This window comes from Bradyrhizobium yuanmingense, from assembly GCF_029167105.1.
Taxonomy (GTDB): Bacteria; Pseudomonadota; Alphaproteobacteria; order Rhizobiales; family Xanthobacteraceae; genus Bradyrhizobium; species Bradyrhizobium yuanmingense_A.
On the sequence record NZ_JARFML010000002.1, the window covers coordinates 416,821 to 434,004 of the forward strand.

Genomic DNA, 17,184 nt, shown 5'->3' on the forward strand with positions numbered 1-17,184 from the left:
CACTACTTCTCAACGTTCCAGAACACCGGGATGGCGGACGGTATCAGACCGCGCAAAGTTGCGCGATAGGCGGCCGGCTGCGCGAACTGGCCCCACGGGATTCCGGGCGCCTGATCGTACATGACGGCCTGGATCTCCCCCGCGATCTTCTTCCGGTCCGCCTCGGCCGGCGCCTTGGCGAAGGCTTCCATCAGCGGGGTGATGCGCGCATCGCATTGCCAGCCGGTGAAGTCGGCACAGTTGAAGGCGACCATGACATTGGTGAGCGGCGAGCCCAGATCGAAGCCGCCGGCGTGGACGCCATAGACGCTCCAGCCCTCCTTCTTGGCGCGGCGCGCCAGCACGCTCGCCCAGTCCATCACCTGCAGATCGACGTTGAAACCGGCCGCCTTCAGCCGCTCGGCGAGCACCTGCGCCGAAACGCGCGGCGCTTCGAGATCGTTGGCCTGCATCACGATGACGGGCTCGCCGGCATATTTGGTCGCCTTCAGCGCAGCCTTCGCCGCTTCGATCGAGGGCTTTGCGGCGGCTTCCGTGCCGGCCTTGCTCTCGTATGTGGTGCCGCAGGTGAAGTAGGTCGCGCAAGGCGTGGCGTATTTGGCGTCGAGCCCGAGCGCATCCAGCACTTCGCGCTGGTCGACCAGCTTCCACAGCACGCGGCGGATTTCTGGATCATCGAACGGCTTCGATGCCGCGTTGAGACGGTAGGCGCCGGCGAACATGTTGCCGCCGGTGAAGTTGACGAGCTTGACGCGCGTGTTCTTCTCCAGCTGCGGCAGCAGATCGAACGGCGCGTACTGCATGAAATCGACTTCGCCGGCCTGCAGCGCAGAGGCGGCAGTCGCACCATCGGGAATGACGCGGACCTCCAGCGTGTCGACATTGACGCGCTTGCCGCCGGCCAGGAAGTCCGCGGGCTCGGGACGCGGCACATAGTCGCCGAACTTCTTCAGGATCATGCGGTCGCCGGTGCGGTGGTCGACCTTGCTGTAGACGAACGGGCCGGAGCCGACGATCTCGGTGATGCGCTGGTCGCCGGGCGTCTTCGCGATGCGCTCGGGCATCATGAAAGCGACCGGGCTGACGGGATTGCCGAGCGCGTCGATGACGAGCCCGGACGGCTCCTTCAGCGTCAGCACGAAGGTTTTCGCATCGACCGGCTCGAGCGACGCCGTGATCGCAAAAATGCGGCGGCCGAGTGCGCTGCGGGTGCCCCAGCGGCGCAGCGAGGCCACGCAATCGGCTGATGTGACCGGCTGGCCGTCGTGCCATTTCAGGCCGTCGCGCAGCGTGAACGTATAGGTCAAGCCATCGGGCGAGACCTTCCAGTCCTGCACCATTTGCGGCTTGATGTCGCCCTTGGCATCCTTCGCAAACAGCGTGTCGAACACCATGTAGCCGAACGTGCGCGAAATATAGGCCGTGGAGAAATGCGGATCGAGCGTGACGATCTCCGCCTCGAGAACCGCGACGAGATTGCCCGCCGCATGCGCGGGCGCCGCCACCAGCGCAAGGCCGAACAGCGCGGGAATAAAAGCCTTCAGTTTGAGCATTGGGGTGTTTTTGCCTTTTGACCAGCCGTTTGCAGTCGCCAGGAAAAAGCAATGTTCGTGCCCGCACGTATGCGCTCATAGCTAGCTGCCACGCGTTTGCAGGATGCACATATTTAGAGTTGGAGAGCGAGGCTGTCGCAGCTCGTCATTGCGAGCGCAGCGAAGCAATCCAGAGTCTTTCCGCGGTGGGATTCTGGATTGCTTCGCTGCGCTCGCAATGACGGTGGAGAAGCAGAGAGCACAAAACGCGCTGTCCTCGCCGGGCTTGACCGGGCGGCCCAGTATTCAAGAGACAGCTGATGGATACGGAGAAGCCGCGGCGTACTGGATGCCCCGCCCCCGTGCGCAATTGCGCACTAGGCGGGGCATGACAGCGTCGTTGTGGCGACAGTTGGGGCCTGTGCCCTACCCGATGCTCCGGCCGAACTTGTTCGACTTCGGGAAACCCTTCGGCGGCAGGCGGCCAGCATCGGCGCGCGTGCCCTGCCACTCCGCCAGCTCCTTCATGGTCGCGGAGAATTCGCGTCCCGCGGAATCCTTCCAGGTCAGGCCCGCCTTGGCGTCGAATACCGCAACGTCGGACAGGCCGCCGTCCTTGTATTTCTGCAGACGCACGCCGCGGCCGCGGGCCATTTCCGGCACCTGGTCGAGCGGGAAGACCAGCATCTTGCGGTTCTCGCCGATGACGGCGACGGTGTCGCCCGTCACCTCGGTGATCGCGCGGGCCTCGTTCGGCATGTCCACGTTGAGGACCTGCTTGCCCTTCTTGGTGGTGCCAACGCAATCGTCCTCGTTGACCACAAAACCCTGGCCCTCGTGGCTGGCGACCAGGAATTTGCGGCCGCCCTTGTTGACGAACAGCGCGACGGGCGCGGCCTCCTGCTCGAGATCGATGAACAGGCGGATCGGCTCGCCGTGACCGCGGCCGCCCGGCAGCTTCGCAACGTCGAGCGAGTAGAACTTGCCGTTGGTGGCGAACAGCAGCAGCTTCGAGGTCGTCTCGGCGAAGAAGGCGAAGCCGAGCTTGTCGTCCTGCTTGAAGGCAAGGCCCGAGAGATCCTCGACATGCCCCTTCATGGTGCGGATCCAGCCCTTGTCGGAGACGACCACCGTCACCGGCTCGCGCTCGACGAAGGCCTCCTCGATCGCGGCGAGGTCGTGCTCCGGCGCATCCGCAAAGGTGGTGCGACGCTTGCCGAGCGGCGTCTTCGGTCCGAACATATCTCGGACCTTGCCGACCTGCTCGCCGACCTTCTTCCACTGCTCCGGCTCGGAGGCGAGCACCGCATTGATGCCCTTGAGCTCGGCGCGGAGGTTCTTGTCCTCGGTACGGATCTCCATCTCCTCGAGCTTGCGCAAGGAGCGCAGGCGCATGTTGAGGATGGCTTCCGCCTGTACCTCGGTGAGCTTGAACACCTTCATCAGCTCGGGCTTCGGCTCATCCTCGGTGCGGATGATCCTGATCACCTTGTCGATGTTCAGATAGGCGATCAGGAAGCCGCCGAGCACTTCCAGCCGGTGCTCGATCTGCGCCTTGCGGTAGTTGCTGCGGCGGATCAGCACGTCGCGCAGATGGTCGACCCATTCGCGCAAGCACTCCGCGAGCCCCACGACCTTGGGAATGCGCCCCTTGATCAGGACGTTGAGGTTCAGCGGAATCTTGTTTTCGAGTTCGGTCAGTCGGAACAGCGATTCCATCATCAGCGCCGGATCGACGTTCTTCGACTTCGGCTCGATCACGATGCGGACGTCTTCGGCTGACTCGTCCCTGATGTCGCCGACCAGCGGCAGCTTCTTCTGGTCGAGCAGCTCGGCGACCTTTTCGATGAGGCGCGACTTCTGCACCAGGAACGGAATCTCGGTGACGACGACAACCCAGGTGCCGCGCGCACCCTCCTCTTGCGCCCACCGCGCACGGACGCGGAACGAGCCGCGGCCGGTGGTGTAGGATTCAGCAATCGCCTGCTTGGAATCGACGATGATGCCGCCGGTCGGGAAGTCCGGGCCCTTGACCCACTTCAAGAGCGCCTTCGACTTCGCGTCGGGCTTCTCGATCAGGTGCAGCGCGGCATCGCACAGCTCGGCGGCGTTGTGCGGCGGGATCGAGGTCGCCATGCCGACCGCGATGCCCTGCGCACCATTGGCGAGCAGGTTCGGGAAGCCGCCGGGCAGCACGATGGGCTCTTTCGACTGGCCGTCGTAATTGGCGCGGAATTCGACCCCGTCCTCGTCAATGCCCTCGAGCAGAAGCCGCGCGACGTCGGTCATGCGCGCTTCGGTGTAACGATAGGCGGCGGGGTTATCGCCGTCGATATTGCCGAAATTGCCCTGGCCGTCGACCAGCGGATAGCGCGAGGAGAAATCCTGCGCGAGGCGCACCATGGCGTCGTAGATCGCCTGGTCGCCGTGCGGATGGAACGAGCCCATCACGTCGCCGACGATCTTGGCCGATTTCTTGAAGGCCGTGCCGGGGTCGAGCCTGAGCAGGCGCATGCCGTAGAGGATGCGCCGGTGCACCGGCTTCAGGCCGTCGCGCGCGTCCGGCAGCGCACGGTGCATGATGGTGGAGAGGGCATAAGCGAGATAGCGCTCTTCCAGCGCCTCACGCAGCGGCACCTCGTGGATTTCAGCCGGTTCTTCCGGCGGAACGATTCGTTTTCCCATGCCGCCCGGTTAAACCGTGGAAGCGAATCGGGCAAGGATCGAATGGTTCCCTGTGGGCGGCGTACTAGCCTGCCCAGCCGGCTGTGACGGTCTGGGTTGGGGCCGGACCAGGTGTTTGCGCAGGCGCCGGCGCATTGGTCAGGCAACGGCGGGCGGCCTCGATCTCGGCATCGGTTGCCCCCTTGGACCGCGCCCATGTCTCTGCGGCGGCAGCGGAATATTTCGCCACATAGTACCGCACCACCGTGCACGAGGCCCGGCGAAACGCCCCGGGCTGCGGCTCACCGGCCATGGCGTCGGGCGCGAACGCAAGCAGCGTCGCGGACAAGGCGAATCCCTTGATCAACATTTGGGCTGTCCCCCGATGTGGAACCTCAGGCCCAATTCCGCGCGGGCCGATTTCGTTCCAAGGAACCGCATGCCGCTGCGCAAGGCTGGGCAGCTACTACGTCATGGCGCCGGGATCGCCGCTCTCGCCTGCTGCCGCGTCAAGGCGTTGATGAAGCCGGCCCGCGCATCGGAATGGCCCTGGCCACGCGGCTCCAGCACGTGGCGGAGCAGGAACAGGCCGGTGAGCCGAAAGCCATCCTGGAGATCCTGCTCGGTGAGATCGCTCGCGGTTTCGCCCTGGCGCAGGAACGGCGGCAGGCGCAACAGCCGGTCACGCCACGGCTCGCCCGCGCCACGCGATACCGCGCCACCTGATTTCGGCGAGACATAGATCAGGTCCGTGGTCTCGCCGGTCACCGCGCAATTGTCGAGCGCCAGGCCAAAACCCAGCTCGGCGAGCATCGCCAGCTCGAAATGGATCAGGTGCACGGCCGCGCTGCCGATGTCGTCGAAATCGTCGAGCGAATGCTCGAGCAGCGCAAAGATGTCTTCATGCGGATCGCGCTCCGGCAACAGCCGCGCGATCGAGGCGAGATGGGTGACGCCATAGACGCCGTGGGACGATGCGAGCAGCGTCGCCGCGCGCAGCTTCAGTCCCTCGATCGCATAGGTGCCCAGATGCTCGTCGAGCCGCGCCCGCCACACCGCACTGACGCTGTTCCCCGGCTGCAGCAGCGGCCGCATCCGCGAGCCGGCGCCACCGCGGACGAGGCCGAGATGCCGGCCATGCGCGCGCGTCAACAGCTCGACGATGGCGCTGGATTCGCCATGCCGCCGGACGCCCAGCACGATGCCTTCGTCGGTCCATTCCATCCGCCAAATATAGCGCTATATATCTTGACGCAGAAGATCGGAGACGCCCCGGATTACAATGGACATCGTTGGCGGTTTGATTGTCTCAATCTTCGAGTTGGTCGTCTGGCTGCTCTGGTGGGTCGTCTTCGACGCACTGCCGACCATTTTCTATTTCACGGCGCTGGCTCTGTTGTTCGCAGTCACGTTAGGCAAGGTTAGGGTCGAATTCCCCAAAACCACGACCAGAATCGGGTGGACCGGCTTCCTTCAGATCACGCGCTCCAGCGAAGGCCGGGTGGTCCTGTCCCCCGCGCTTGGCGTGATCGTCGGGCTCGTGATCTGGGCCATCGTCGCAAGCGCGGTTGTCATCGTCCACGCCTACCAGGCGTAACGACTCATGCGTTGAACCAGCCCTGCGCGTCGCCGCTGAAGGAGAAATACAGGCCCATGGTCGTCAGCGCGCAGGAGACGATCTCGATGGCGCTGTCGAGCTCCAGGCCCTTCTCGCCGATGATCTGGCCGAGCGAGATCACCGACAACACGAGGGCCGCCGCCAGCACCCAGCGCGGCCAGTTCTTGCGATGATGCGCGGCCAGCCGGACGAAATAGAGCAGCAAGAGGATCATGCCGCCGGCGAGCAGCGTCCCGGTCATGATCATCTGCTCGGTCACCGCGGCATTGGGCGTGCGGTCCTGCACGGCGACCGAGACGGCGTCCAGCATCAACGATGCATAGAGCAGCGCTTCGAAGCGCTGGACGTTGGTGGGTAGGCTCATCGAATGCCGATCTTTTCTTGGTTATTCTCTTGGGAAGTCCAGGCCCATCTCGCGATAGCGATCGGGATCGTCGCCCCAGTTCTCGCGCACCTTGACGAACAGGAACAGATGCACCGGCACGTCCAGGATCTGCATCAGCTCTTTCCGCGAATCGGCGCCGATCGACTTGATGGTGGCGCCGCCCTTGCCGAGCACGATCTTGCGCTGGCTTTCGCGCTCGACATAGATCGTCTGCTCGATCCGCACAGACTTGTCCTTGCGCTCCTCCCACTTGTCCGTCTCGACCGTGGACTGGTAGGGCAATTCCTGGTGCAACTTCTGATAGATCTTCTCGCGGGTGATCTCGGCCGCCAGCTGCCGCATCGGCGCGTCCGACATCTGGTCCTCGGGGTAGAGGAACGGACCCGGCGGCACCATGTCCGCGAGCGTCTTGCGGATGTCGTCGACGCCATCGCCCGAGATCGCCGAGATCATGAAGGTCCTTGCGAACGCCATGCGCTCGTTGGCGGCCTGCGCCAGCGCCAACAGCTTCTCGCGCTGGACCAGATCGACCTTGTTGATGACGAGGATCTTGTCGTGATTGACGCTGGCGGCCTTGGCGAGGATCGCCTCCGCCTCCTCGTCGATCCCGGTCTTCGCATCGAGCAGCACGCAGACTAGATCGGCATCATGCGCCCCGCTCCAGGCGGTCGAGACCATGGCGCGGTCGAGCCGGCGCTTGGGCGAGAAGATGCCGGGCGTGTCGACCAGGATGATTTGCGCGTTGTTCTCGATGACGATGCCGCGGATCAGCGCGCGCGTGGTCTGCACCTTGCGCGAGACGATCGTGACCTTGGCGCCGACCAGTGCGTTGACCAGCGTCGACTTGCCGACATTCGGGGCGCCGATCAGCGCGACGAAACCGCAGCGCGTCGCGCCGGGTGCCCCACCGCTTGCTTCAACCGTCATTGCCGCCGCCGACGCCTTCGCGTTCGATCATCACTGACGCTGCCACCTTCTCAGCTGCGCGCTTGCTGCCGCCGATACCCTCGGCCGGGGCCAGGCCAGGCAGATCGACGGCGACACGGAACTGCGGATCGTGATGCGGGCCGGTGCGCTCGACCTCGCGATAGACAGGCGTCGGCAGTCCCTTGCCTTGCGCCCATTCCTGCAGCACGGTCTTGGGATCGCGCAAGGGCCGGCGCGGCTTGTGCATCCGCTCGGTCCAGTTGCGCTTGACGAATTCGGCTGCCGCCGCATGGCCGCCGTCGAGGTAGATGGCGCCGATCACGGCCTCGCAGATGTCGCCGAGGATGGATTTGCGCAGGCGGGCATCGGCGCTGGAGCCGACCGAGCCCAGCTTGATGTCGTCGACGAGACCGAGCGACTTGGCGACGTCCGCGCAGCTCTCCTTGCGCACGAGCTCGGCAAGCCGCTTGGACAGCTCGCCCTCATCGGCGTTCGGGAAGGCGTGATAGAGCATGTCGGAAACGACGAGCCCGAGCACGTGGTCGCCGAGGAATTCCAGCCGCTGATAGCTGTCGCCTCGCTTGCGCCCGGACTTCAGGGCCGAGACATGCGTGATCGCCTGCATCAGCATATTTGGATCGGCGAAGCTGTGGCCGATCCGCGCCTCGAGCGCCGCGTTGGCATTCGTGCCCTTGGCCTTGCTGCTACGTGGCCGTTTCTTCTTGGCAGGCGCCTTCGCCGCAGCTTCGCCCTCGGGAGCGGCTTGCGCCTCGGTCGTTTGGATCGCGATGTCCTTGGCTTCGTCTTTCATCGGACGATTTTGAAGAATCGATTCCAGCGCACCGCCCACGGCCAGCGCCAGAGCATCCAGGCGTGCTCGCCTTCAGCGATGGAGAAGAAGATCATCTGGGCGCGGCCGATCAAGTGCTCCTGCGGGACGTAGCCGACCTGGCCGAGAAAGCGGCTATCGGTGGAGTTGTCGCGGTTGTCACCCATCATGAAGAAGTGGCCGGCCGGGACGGTGTAGACGTTGGTGTTGTCCATGTAGCCATTGTCGGCACAGTCCAGCGTCTCATAGGACACGCCGTTCGGCAGCGTCTCCTTCCAGCGCTTCACCCGGGAGATGCCGCCGCCTTCCGAGCCGCAAGGGTCCTCGCCGACATATTCGCTCATGCGCTGCCGCTCGACGGGCGTATCGTTGATGTAGAGCAGCCCGTCCCGCATCTGGACACGATCGCCAGGGAGCCCGATCACGCGCTTGATGTAGTCGGTGGAATCGTCCTTCGGCAGGCGAAACACGACGATGTCGCCACGAGCGGGGTCCGAGCCCCAGATCCGTCCCGAGAACAGCGGCGGCGAGAATGGAATCGAATAATGGCTGTAGCCGTAGGAAAATTTCGAGACGAACAGATAGTCGCCGACCAGCAGCGTCGCCTTCATCGAGCCGGACGGGATGTTGAAGGGCTGAAACAGGAAGGTGCGGATCACGAGCGCGATCAGGAGAGCATGAATGACGACTCGGATCGTTTCGCCGACGCCGCTCTCAGTTTTCGTTCCCGAAGTCACGCTCATTGCTCTCTCAATTCCGGCCGGCGATCATAGAGCGCCCTCCTCCCGCGAACGGCCCACCGGTTCGCGGCGCAAGGAGATTGTCCTGATTCTGATAGTGAGGGCCAATTCCGGCGTAAAGCCGAATTCGCCCAGGCTGATTTGCGTTCGCGGACTTTTAGACGGTTGTCGGAGGCCACGCAATCAAGGATCGCATCAAAACTGATTAAGATATTGATTTATAAAGAAAATCACAAAACGCCCGAGCCGCGATCAAGGTTTCGGCAGCGGGACGGCGGAAATGACGACAAAGGCCTGCGCCAGCGGCCAGTCGTCGGTGATCGAAAGGTCGATCCGCGCCTCGAACCCCTCCGGCGTCAGGGCCTGGAGCCGGGCCAGCGCGCCGCCGGTCAGCTGCATGGTCGGCCGCCCGCCCGGCAGGTTGACCACCCCCATGTCGCGCCACCAGACGCCGCGCCTGATGCCGGTGCCGAGTGCCTTGGAGCAGGCCTCCTTGGCGGCGAAGCGCTTGGCGTAGGTCGCCACCACCATCTTCTCGTTCTTGGCGCGCCGTTCCGCCTTGGCCCGCTCGGCCGCGGTAAAGATGCGGTCGAGAAAACGCTCGCCGTGGCGCTCGATCACCTTGGCGACGCGGGTGATGTCGATCAGATCGGAGCCGATGCCGATGATCATGCCCGGCTCCGGCCACGGTCCATCGCCGCGCGCATGCTGCGCACGGTCTCGGCCAGCCCCACGAACAGCGCCTCGCCGATCATGTAATAGCCGATGTTCAGCTCCATGATTTCGGGCAGGCTCGCGATCTTCTCCGCCGTCGCATAGTCCAGCCCGTGGCCGGCGTGAACCTCGAGTCCCGCGTCCTTCGCCAGCTTCACCCCCGCCACGATCCGCTGCCATTCGGCCTCGGCCTTGTCGGTGTGGCCATCGACGACGGCATCGCACCAGGCGCCGGTATGGATCTCGATCACGGGCGCGCGCAGCCGTGCCGCCATCTCGATCTGGGCGGGGTCGGCCGCAATGAACAGCGAGACGCGGATGCCGGCCTCGCTCAGCCGCGCGATATAGGGCGCGAGCGCGCTGCGCTGGCCGACCACGTCCAACCCGCCTTCGGTCGTCACCTCCTGGCGCCGCTCCGGCACCAGGCACACCGCGTGCGGCTTGGTGGCGAGCGAGATCCGCATCATGTCGTCCGTCGCGGCCATCTCGAAATTGAGCGGCTTGGAGATCTCCGCCCTCAGGCGCGCCATGTCCTCGTCGCGGATGTGCCGGCGGTCCTCGCGCAAATGTGCGGTGATGCCGTCGGCGCCGGCCTCGATCGCGAGCAGCGCGGCGCGCACCGGATCGGGATGGCGGCCGCCGCGCGCGTTACGCACGGTTGCGACGTGATCGATATTGACGCCGAGGCGGAGCGGAGGTGCGGGCATTTCAGAACTCGCGAAATCAGAGGGAACGGCGCATGAGAGATGCGCCTATCCATTAACACGTTCGACTTTGGCGACGACCGCCTTCGCGCGCAGTTGGGCCAGGATCGCGCTGAGGTGCTTCAAGTCGTAGACTTCGAGATCGATCGTCGTCTCCGTGAAATCGGGCGAGCGGCGCTGCATGCTGATATTGTCGATGTTGCCGTCGTGCTCGGCGATCACGGTCGCGATCTGCGCCAGCGCGCCGGGCTCATTGACGTTCTCGACCTTGATGCGGGCCGGGAAGCGCTGCGGCGCGGAATCCTCGATGTCCCAGCGGACGTCCAGCCAGCGCTCCGGCTCCTCCTCGAAATCCTTCAGGGCCGGCGCCTGGATCGGGTAGATCGTGATGCCCTCGCCCGGTGTGACGATGCCGACGATGCGATCGCCGGGGACCGCGCCGCCGTTCGGCGCGAACTTCACCGGAAGCTCGGAATTGATGCCGCGGATCGGGATCGCGACCGGGCTGCGCGACGGCTCGGAGACCCCCTTCTCCTTGAGCTTGGCCGCAAGCCCCTTCTTGACGCCGTAGCGCGCGATGCGCTCCTCCTTGTAGTCCGGGTACATCGCACGCGCGACATGGGAGGCCTTGATCTCGCCGCGCCCGACCGCCGCCATGACGTCCTCGATCGAGGTGCGCGCGAGCCGCGGCAGCGCGCCCTTGAGCTTGTCGTCGGCGTACTCGATCTTGGCCCGCTCGAACAGGCGCTCGACGATGCGCCGGCCGAGCCCGACATATTGATCGCGCACCGCGGTGCGCGTGGCGCGGCGGATCGCGGCACGCGCCTTGCCGGTGATGGCGAGCGTTTCCCAGGCCGAGGGCGGCGCGGACTGCGCCTCCGAGGTCAGCACCTCGACCTCGTCGCCGTTCTGAAGCTCCGAGGACAGCGGCGCGAACTTGCCGTTGATCTTGCAGCCCACCGCGCTGTTGCCGACGTCGGTATGCACCGCATAGGCGAAGTCGATCACGTTGGCATGGCGCGGCAGCGCGATCAGCTTGCCCTTCGGGGTGAAGCAGAACACCTGGTCGTGGAACAGCTCGAGCTTGGTGTGCTCGAGGAATTCCTCCGGGTTCGCGCTTTCCGAGAGGATGCCGATGGTGTGGCGCAGCCAGGCGAACGCGTTGGACTCGCGCTTGAGGAATTCGGTCGGCGAACCCACGCCCTCCTTGTAGAAGACGTGCGCGGCGATGCCGCGCTCGGCGATCTGGTCCATCGCCTCGGTGCGGATCTGCAGCTCGACGCGCTGGTTGCCGGGGCCGATCACCGTGGTGTGGATCGAGCGGTAGTCGTTCTGCTTCGGCGTCGAGATATAGTCCTTGAAGCGTCCGGGCACGACCGGCCAGGTGGTGTGGACGATCCCGAGCGCGCGATAGCAGGCCTCGACGTCGCTGACGACGAGGCGGAAGCCGAAGATGTCGGACAATTGCTCGAAGCCGACCGACTTGCGCTCCATCTTGGTCCAGATCGAGAACGGCTTCTTGCGCCGGCCATAGACCCGCGCCCCCAAGCCCCGGTGGCGCAGATTGTTGGAGAGCTGGTCCTCGATCTCGCCGATCAGGTTGCGGTTGCGCTCAGCCAGCGCGTCGAGCCGCTGCATCACCACCGAATAGGCTTCGGGATCGAGGGTGCGGAAGGACAGATCCTCCAGCTCCTCGCGCATTTCCTGCATGCCCATGCGCCCCGCCAGCGGCGCGTAGATGTCGAGCGTCTCCTCGGCGATGCGCCGGCGCGATTCCGTCGGCACGAAGTCCAGCGTGCGCATGTTGTGCAGGCGGTCGGCGAGCTTGACCAGAAGCACGCGGACATCGTCTGCAATGGCCAGCAACAATTTGCGCAGGTTCTCGGCCTGCTTGGCCTCGCGCGAGACCAGCTCGAGCCGCTTCAGCTTGGTCAGCCCCTCGACCAGCGCGCCGATTTCGGGTCCGAAGATCTGGTCGATCTCGGCCCGCGTCGCCTCGGTGTCCTCGATCGTGTCGTGCAGCAGCGCCGCCACGATGGTGGCGTCGTCGAGCTTGAGGTCGGTGAGAATCGCCGCTACCTCGAGCGGGTGCGAGAAATACGGATCGCCCGAGGCGCGGGTCTGCGAGCCGTGGGCCTTCATGGCGTAGACGTAGGCACGGTTCAGCAGGTCTTCGTTGGTGTTGGGATTGTAGGACCTGACGCGCTCGACGAGGTCATATTGACGCATCATGCGGACGCGAGGCCTGGCGGGGCGCGCGACCGGCGCAGTCGGGGCCACGGCAACCGATTCGGTTGCGGCCTGCATCTGCGTGGATCTGCGGCGCCGATATACCATGCCGTCCTGCCTTCAAACGGGCTTGAGCCGGCCCGTTGCGTACATCCTAACTCCGATCGCGCTCGTGTCCGATCAATTCAGTGACAGGGCCAAGCGCCGACCGCAGCGCTATGGTAACCACGAAAAGGTCAACAAAAGCAAAGGCCCGAACGATCGTTCGGGCCTTTGATATGATCACAAGAAGAAGATGATCGCGATGGAGGAATTACTCGTCTTCCTCGGGCTGCTCTTCGGGCGGCGCGAGGCCTTCCAGGCCCTTCAGCAGCTCCTCCTCGGTCATGCGCTCCACGGCGACCTCGGTGTCGTCGGCATCGACGCTTGCCCCCGCGGAACCGATCAGCGGCACCGTATCCGGCTCGGGCTCGTCCACCTCGACGAACTTCTGCAGCGAGTGGACCAGCTCCTCGCGGAGGTCCTCCGGCGAGATCGTCGTCTCGGCAATTTCACGTAAAGACACAACAGGGTTCTTGTCGTTATCGCGGTCAACCGTTAGTTGTGAACCGGACGAGATCATGCGGGCACGGTGGGCGGCCAGCAGGACCAAGTCAAACCGGTTGTCGACCTTGTCGATACAATCTTCTACGGTGACGCGAGCCATTGACTGTCGCTCCGTTGTGGGTGGGACGAAATATGTGGATGATTGGGGCTAGTTATAGGGGCCGGAACGGTTTCGCAAGGCCAATTTGTGATTTGGCCTCGCCAAACCGCTCTGCTACCCCCACATTGGGGTTGGGGCGGATGTTTTTCCGGGCTGCCGTTGAGGGCGGCCCCGGGTCTATGCAAGTCCGCCATAACTATACCTTGATTGCCCCGACTTCTCCGGATTTGCGGTTTCGACGGGTCTCTGCGGCACTCTAGAACTGCGCGGCCTGCTGTCGCCGCGCCAACAAAAAACGATCAATCACGAACTCTACGCGAGCAAACTGAATGTCACCTTCTCCTACCAACAAGATTGCGCTCTTCATCGACGGGGCCAATCTCTACGCGACGGCGAAAACCCTCGGCTTCGACATCGACTACAAGCGCTTGCTGAAGGAGTTTCAGAGCCGCGGGACGTTGCTGCGGGCATTCTATTACACCGCCATCATCGAGGACCAGGAATACTCCTCGATCCGCCCGCTGATCGACTGGCTGGATTACAACGGCTACACCGTCGTCACCAAGGCAACCAAGGAATTCATCGACGCTTCCGGCCGCCGCAAGGTGAAGGGCAACATGGACATCGAGCTCGCCGTCGACGCCATGGAGCTCGCCGAGCACATCGACCAGATGGTGCTGTTCTCGGGTGACGGCGATTTCCGCTCCCTGGTCGAGGCCGTCCAGCGGCGCGGCGTGCGGGTCACGGTGGTCTCCACTATTGCGAGCCAGCCGCCGATGATCGCCGACGAGCTGCGCCGCCAGGCCGACGTCTTCACCGACCTCGTCGAGCTGCAATCCAAGCTCGGCCGCGATCCGTCCGAGCGCCCCGCCCCGCGTGACCGCGGCGAGCGCGGCGAACGTCACCACGCCCCGCAATTCCTCCAGCGCGCGACCACGATGGCGCCGAGGGGCGATGACGACTTCGAGGAGTGAGGCGGCCCGGTCAAGCCGCCAGCCTCTGACAATCGTTCCCGACCGTGACTGCCCGCTCTGTCCGCGCCTGGTCGCCTTCCGCGAGGCGAACCGCGCGCGCGAGCCATCGTGGCACAATGCGCCGGTTGCGCCCTTCGGCGACATCAAGGCCCGCCTCCTGATCGTGGGCCTCGCCCCGGGAATGCAGGGCGCCAACCGCACGGGGCGGCCGTTCACGGGCGATTATGCCGGCGACCTGCTCTATGCCACGCTGATCGAATACGGCTTTGCCAGGGGCACCTATCAGGCGCGTCCCGACGACGGCCTGAAACTCGTCGACTGCCGGATCGCCAATGCCGTGCATTGCGTGCCGCCGCAGAACAAGCCGCTGCCGATCGAGATCAACACCTGCCGCCAGTTTCTCGTGGCCAATCTGGCGACGATGCCGAAGCTGCGCGCGATCGTCGCGCTCGGGCGAATTGCGCACGACAGCGTGCTCAAGCCGCTGAATTTGAAGGCCTCGCAAGCCCCCTTCGGCCACGGCGCGGTGCATCAGGCCGGCGCGTTCCGGCTCTACGACAGCTATCACTGCTCCCGCTACAACACGAACACCGGCGTACTGACGCCAGACATGTTCAGATCCGTGTTCGCGAAGGTGAAGGCGGATCTCGATTAGCTTTTGACGGGATTCGCCTTGAGCCAGGCCAGCACGTCGCCGGCGTTCCGGTCGGGCGGAAACACCGGATAGAACACGTGCGTGATCCTGGTGTCGTCGATAACAAGCGCGAGGCGCTTGATCAGCGTCAGGCCCGCGACCTCCATGGTCGGCAGGTTCAAGGCGCGCGTCAGCGCCAGCTTCTCGTCCGAGAGCACCGGGAACGGCAGATGCAGGCGCGAGGCCATCTCGATCTGGTAGTCGTTGCTCTGGGTCGAGAGGCCGAACACGTGCGCGGCGCCGGCGGCCTTCAGCTCGGCGTAGAGATCGCGAAAGGCGCAGGTCTGGGGCGTGCAGCCGCGCGCTCCGGGGATCATGTCCCAATCGTCGACCAGCGCGATCTTGCCGGGCTCGCCGGTGCGGGGATAGGCGAACACCACGGTGCGGCCGCGCAGCGCCGACAGGGTGACCGATGTGTCGTCGGTCGCGAGCAGGCCGATCGGCGGCAATGTCATGCCTTCGAGATGCGCGGCGGCGCCATCGTCGGAAGGTGCGGGAATCTGGCTCCAGTCGACCTCGAGCAGGTTCCGTTGATTCATCTCGTCATCCCCTCGCCCGCAGCAGCCGGCCCTTCTCCCGGCTCCAGTCGCGCTTCTTCTCGGACTCGCGCTTGTCGTGCAGCTTCTTGCCCTTCGCAACCGCCAGCTGCAGCTTGGCCCGGCCGCGCTCGTTGAAGTAAAGCTTGAGCGGGATCAGCGTCATGCCCTCGCGGTCGACCGCGCCGATCAGCTTGTTGATCTGGCGGCGGTGGAGCAGCAGCTTTCGCGGCCGCTTCGGCTCATGGTTGAAGCGGTTGCCTTGGAGATATTCGGGAATGGTGGCGTTGATCAGCCAGATCTCGCCGTTCTTGGAATCGGCATAGGATTCCGCGATCGTGCTCTTGCCGTTGCGGATCGACTTGACCTCGGTGCCGGTCAGCGCGATGCCCGCCTCGATCGTGTCCTCGATGGCGTAGTTGAAACGCGCCTTGCGATTTTCCGCCATCACCTTGATCGGACGTTCGTTCTTATCGGCCATGACGGGCAAACCTGATCGAGATGCGCTCGGATTCTAACAGTTCGGATGAAGTGGGCGCGTCACTTCTTGAGGAGATTGCGGATCTCGGTCAGCAGCTCGACCTCGGCCGTCGGCTTCGGCGGAGCGGCGGGCGCCGCCTCCTCCCTGCGCTTCAAGGTGTTCATGGCGCGGATCACCAGGAACAACACGAAGGCGATGATGATGAAGTTGATCGTCAGCGTCAGGAAGCTGCCGTAAGCAAGGACTGCGCCTTGCTTTTTGGCATCCGCCAAGTTGGTGGCGGTGACCGCTTTCGACAAGGGAATGAAGTAGTTCGAGAAGTCGAGGCCACCGGTGACCGCGCCGATGATCGGCATGATGACGTCACCGACCAGCGAGGTGACGATGCCGCCGAAGGCCGCGCCGATGATGACGCCGACCGCAAGATCGACGACGTTGCCCTTCATGGCGAACTCGCGGAACTCCTTGAGCATCCGCGCGCCCTTTTCCTCCACGCTCATGAAAGGCTCCCCCGAACGGCTAATGCGTCAGTTGACCAGGCCGGCGTGAACCATCGCGCTGCGCACGGCAACCCGCGTCGGCTCGGACACCGGAACCATCGGCAGCCGCAGCGTCTCGTCCAGCTTGCCGAGCAGCGACATCGCGTACTTGATCGGCGCCGGATTGCTCTCGATGAAGAGGTTGTTGTGCAGCGGCATCAGCTTGTCGTGGATCGCGAGCGCCGCCTTGGTGTCGCCCTTCTGCCAGGCGGCGTGGAACTCCGAGCACAGGCGCGGCGCGACGTTCGAGGTCACCGAGATGCAGCCATGGCCGCCATGGGCCATGTAGCCGATGATGGTGGCGTCCTCGCCCGAGAGCTGGTTGAAGTCCTCGCCCATCGCCGCGCGCTGCTGCGACACGCGGACCATGCTGGCGGTGGCGTCCTTGACCCCGGCGATGTTCTTCAGCTCCCACAGCCGCTTCATGGTGTCGACCGACATGTCGATCACCGAGCGCGGCGGGATGTTGTAGATGATGATCGGAATGCCGATCGCATCGTTGATCGCCTTGAAGTGCTGGTACATGCCTTCTTGCGTCGGCTTGTTATAATAGGGCGTGACGATCAGCACGGCGTCCGCGCCCGCCTTTTCGGCGTGCTGGGAGAGCTCGATCGCCTCCTTGGTCGAGTTGGAGCCGGCGCCGGCGATGACTGGCACGCGGCCCTTGGCTTCAGCGATGCACCATTCCACGACCTTCTTGTGCTCGTCATGGCTGAGCGTCGGGCTCTCGCCGGTGGTGCCGACCGGAACGAGGCCGTTGGTGCCCTCGGAAATCTGCCAGTTGACCAGGGAGCGAAACGCCGCCTCGTCGAGCGAGCCGTTCTTGAACGGGGTGACCAAGGCGGTGAACGACCCTCGGAATTTCGTCTTGGCTGCCATGGACTTCCTCCGTACGCGGCGATCTCTTGAGCA

The 17,184-nt window shown here is 64.5% G+C and carries 19 protein-coding genes; 3 read left to right on the forward strand and 16 right to left on the reverse strand.

What is annotated here, in order from left to right; all coding sequences use genetic code 11:
* Positions 1-2: 2 nt before the first annotated feature.
* From P0R31_RS04780 to recO, 4 genes are all read right to left on the reverse strand, one after another.
* Entirely contained in the window at positions 3-1,553 is a 1,551-nt protein-coding gene (locus tag P0R31_RS04780) for an ABC transporter substrate-binding protein (protein ID WP_275513059.1), read from the reverse strand.
* Positions 1,554-1,958: 405 nt separating this feature from the next.
* Positions 1,959-4,217 carry a DNA topoisomerase IV subunit A gene (gene parC, locus P0R31_RS04785; RefSeq protein WP_275513060.1) on the reverse strand — a complete coding sequence of 753 codons (2,259 nt, stop codon included), beginning with the start codon at positions 4,215-4,217 and terminating at the stop codon, positions 1,959-1,961.
* A gap of 64 nt (positions 4,218-4,281) precedes the next feature.
* Positions 4,282-4,566, reverse strand: a complete 285-nt coding sequence (locus P0R31_RS04790) for a hypothetical protein (RefSeq protein WP_271538097.1) — start codon at positions 4,564-4,566, stop codon at positions 4,282-4,284.
* Between the two features lie 101 nt (positions 4,567-4,667).
* A complete protein-coding gene (gene recO, locus P0R31_RS04795; protein ID WP_275513061.1) occupies positions 4,668-5,420 on the reverse strand; it encodes a DNA repair protein RecO in 753 nt (250 codons plus the stop codon).
* A gap of 58 nt (positions 5,421-5,478) precedes the next feature.
* On the opposite strand from recO, the gene P0R31_RS04800 reads away from it, so the two are divergent.
* Positions 5,479-5,793 (forward strand): hypothetical protein, encoded by a 315-nt coding sequence (locus tag P0R31_RS04800; RefSeq protein ID WP_275513062.1) that lies wholly within the window; start codon positions 5,479-5,481, stop codon positions 5,791-5,793.
* A gap of 4 nt (positions 5,794-5,797) precedes the next feature.
* Here the strand turns inward: P0R31_RS04800 and P0R31_RS04805 are convergent, their stop codons facing one another.
* The 8 genes from P0R31_RS04805 to rpoZ all read right to left on the reverse strand — a co-directional run bounded on the left by P0R31_RS04805 (position 5,798) and on the right by rpoZ (position 13,048).
* Entirely contained in the window at positions 5,798-6,178 is a 381-nt protein-coding gene (locus P0R31_RS04805; RefSeq protein WP_157287363.1) for a hypothetical protein, read from the reverse strand.
* A gap of 21 nt (positions 6,179-6,199) precedes the next feature.
* Positions 6,200-7,126, reverse strand: coding sequence for a GTPase Era (gene era, locus P0R31_RS04810; protein WP_275513063.1), 927 nt, complete (start codon positions 7,124-7,126; stop codon positions 6,200-6,202).
* Positions 7,116-7,937 (reverse strand): ribonuclease III, encoded by an 822-nt coding sequence (rnc, locus tag P0R31_RS04815; RefSeq protein ID WP_275513064.1) that lies wholly within the window; start codon positions 7,935-7,937, stop codon positions 7,116-7,118. Before rnc ends, era begins: the two co-directional genes overlap by 11 nt.
* Positions 7,934-8,698 carry a signal peptidase I gene (gene lepB, locus P0R31_RS04820; RefSeq protein WP_275513065.1) on the reverse strand — a complete coding sequence of 255 codons (765 nt, stop codon included), beginning with the start codon at positions 8,696-8,698 and terminating at the stop codon, positions 7,934-7,936. Before lepB ends, rnc begins: the two co-directional genes overlap by 4 nt.
* Positions 8,699-8,947: 249 nt before the next feature.
* A complete protein-coding gene (gene acpS / locus P0R31_RS04825; protein WP_025036721.1) occupies positions 8,948-9,367 on the reverse strand; it encodes a holo-ACP synthase in 420 nt (139 codons plus the stop codon).
* Positions 9,364-10,116 (reverse strand): pyridoxine 5'-phosphate synthase, encoded by a 753-nt coding sequence (locus tag P0R31_RS04830; RefSeq protein WP_275513066.1) that lies wholly within the window; start codon positions 10,114-10,116, stop codon positions 9,364-9,366. Before P0R31_RS04830 ends, acpS begins: the two co-directional genes overlap by 4 nt.
* A 45-nt stretch (positions 10,117-10,161) precedes the next feature.
* Positions 10,162-12,450 carry a RelA/SpoT family protein gene (locus P0R31_RS04835; protein WP_275513067.1) on the reverse strand — a complete coding sequence of 763 codons (2,289 nt, stop codon included), beginning with the start codon at positions 12,448-12,450 and terminating at the stop codon, positions 10,162-10,164.
* Positions 12,451-12,655: 205 nt separating this feature from the next.
* On the reverse strand, positions 12,656-13,048 hold the full coding sequence (rpoZ, locus tag P0R31_RS04840; RefSeq protein WP_007603391.1) for a DNA-directed RNA polymerase subunit omega: 393 nt from the start codon (positions 13,046-13,048) through the stop codon (positions 12,656-12,658).
* A 329-nt stretch (positions 13,049-13,377) separates the two neighbouring features.
* Here rpoZ and P0R31_RS04845 point away from each other — a divergent pair, with 329 nt between their 5' ends.
* Positions 13,378-14,022 (forward strand): NYN domain-containing protein, encoded by a 645-nt coding sequence (locus P0R31_RS04845; protein ID WP_025036724.1) that lies wholly within the window; start codon positions 13,378-13,380, stop codon positions 14,020-14,022.
* Entirely contained in the window at positions 14,003-14,677 is a 675-nt protein-coding gene (locus P0R31_RS04850; RefSeq protein ID WP_036025518.1) for a uracil-DNA glycosylase, read from the forward strand. Before P0R31_RS04845 ends, P0R31_RS04850 begins: the two co-directional genes overlap by 20 nt.
* Here P0R31_RS04850 and P0R31_RS04855 read toward each other — a convergent pair.
* Genes P0R31_RS04855 through dapA form a run of 4 tightly spaced genes read right to left on the reverse strand, consistent with a single transcriptional unit; the run spans position 14,674 to position 17,151 of the window.
* Complete coding sequence (locus P0R31_RS04855; protein WP_275513068.1) at positions 14,674-15,255, reverse strand: peroxiredoxin; 582 nt, start codon at positions 15,253-15,255, stop codon at positions 14,674-14,676. The genes P0R31_RS04850 and P0R31_RS04855 overlap by 4 nt on opposite strands.
* Before the next feature lie 4 nt (positions 15,256-15,259).
* On the reverse strand, positions 15,260-15,733 hold the full coding sequence (smpB, locus tag P0R31_RS04860) for an SsrA-binding protein SmpB (RefSeq protein WP_025036727.1): 474 nt from the start codon (positions 15,731-15,733) through the stop codon (positions 15,260-15,262).
* A gap of 59 nt (positions 15,734-15,792) precedes the next feature.
* Positions 15,793-16,206 carry a large conductance mechanosensitive channel protein MscL gene (gene mscL / locus P0R31_RS04865; RefSeq protein ID WP_275513090.1) on the reverse strand — a complete coding sequence of 138 codons (414 nt, stop codon included), beginning with the start codon at positions 16,204-16,206 and terminating at the stop codon, positions 15,793-15,795.
* 54 nt (positions 16,207-16,260) lie between these two features.
* Positions 16,261-17,151: a 4-hydroxy-tetrahydrodipicolinate synthase gene (gene dapA, locus P0R31_RS04870; RefSeq protein WP_036015047.1), complete on the reverse strand. Its 891-nt coding sequence runs from the start codon at positions 17,149-17,151 to the stop codon at positions 16,261-16,263.
* Positions 17,152-17,184 lie beyond the last annotated feature (33 nt).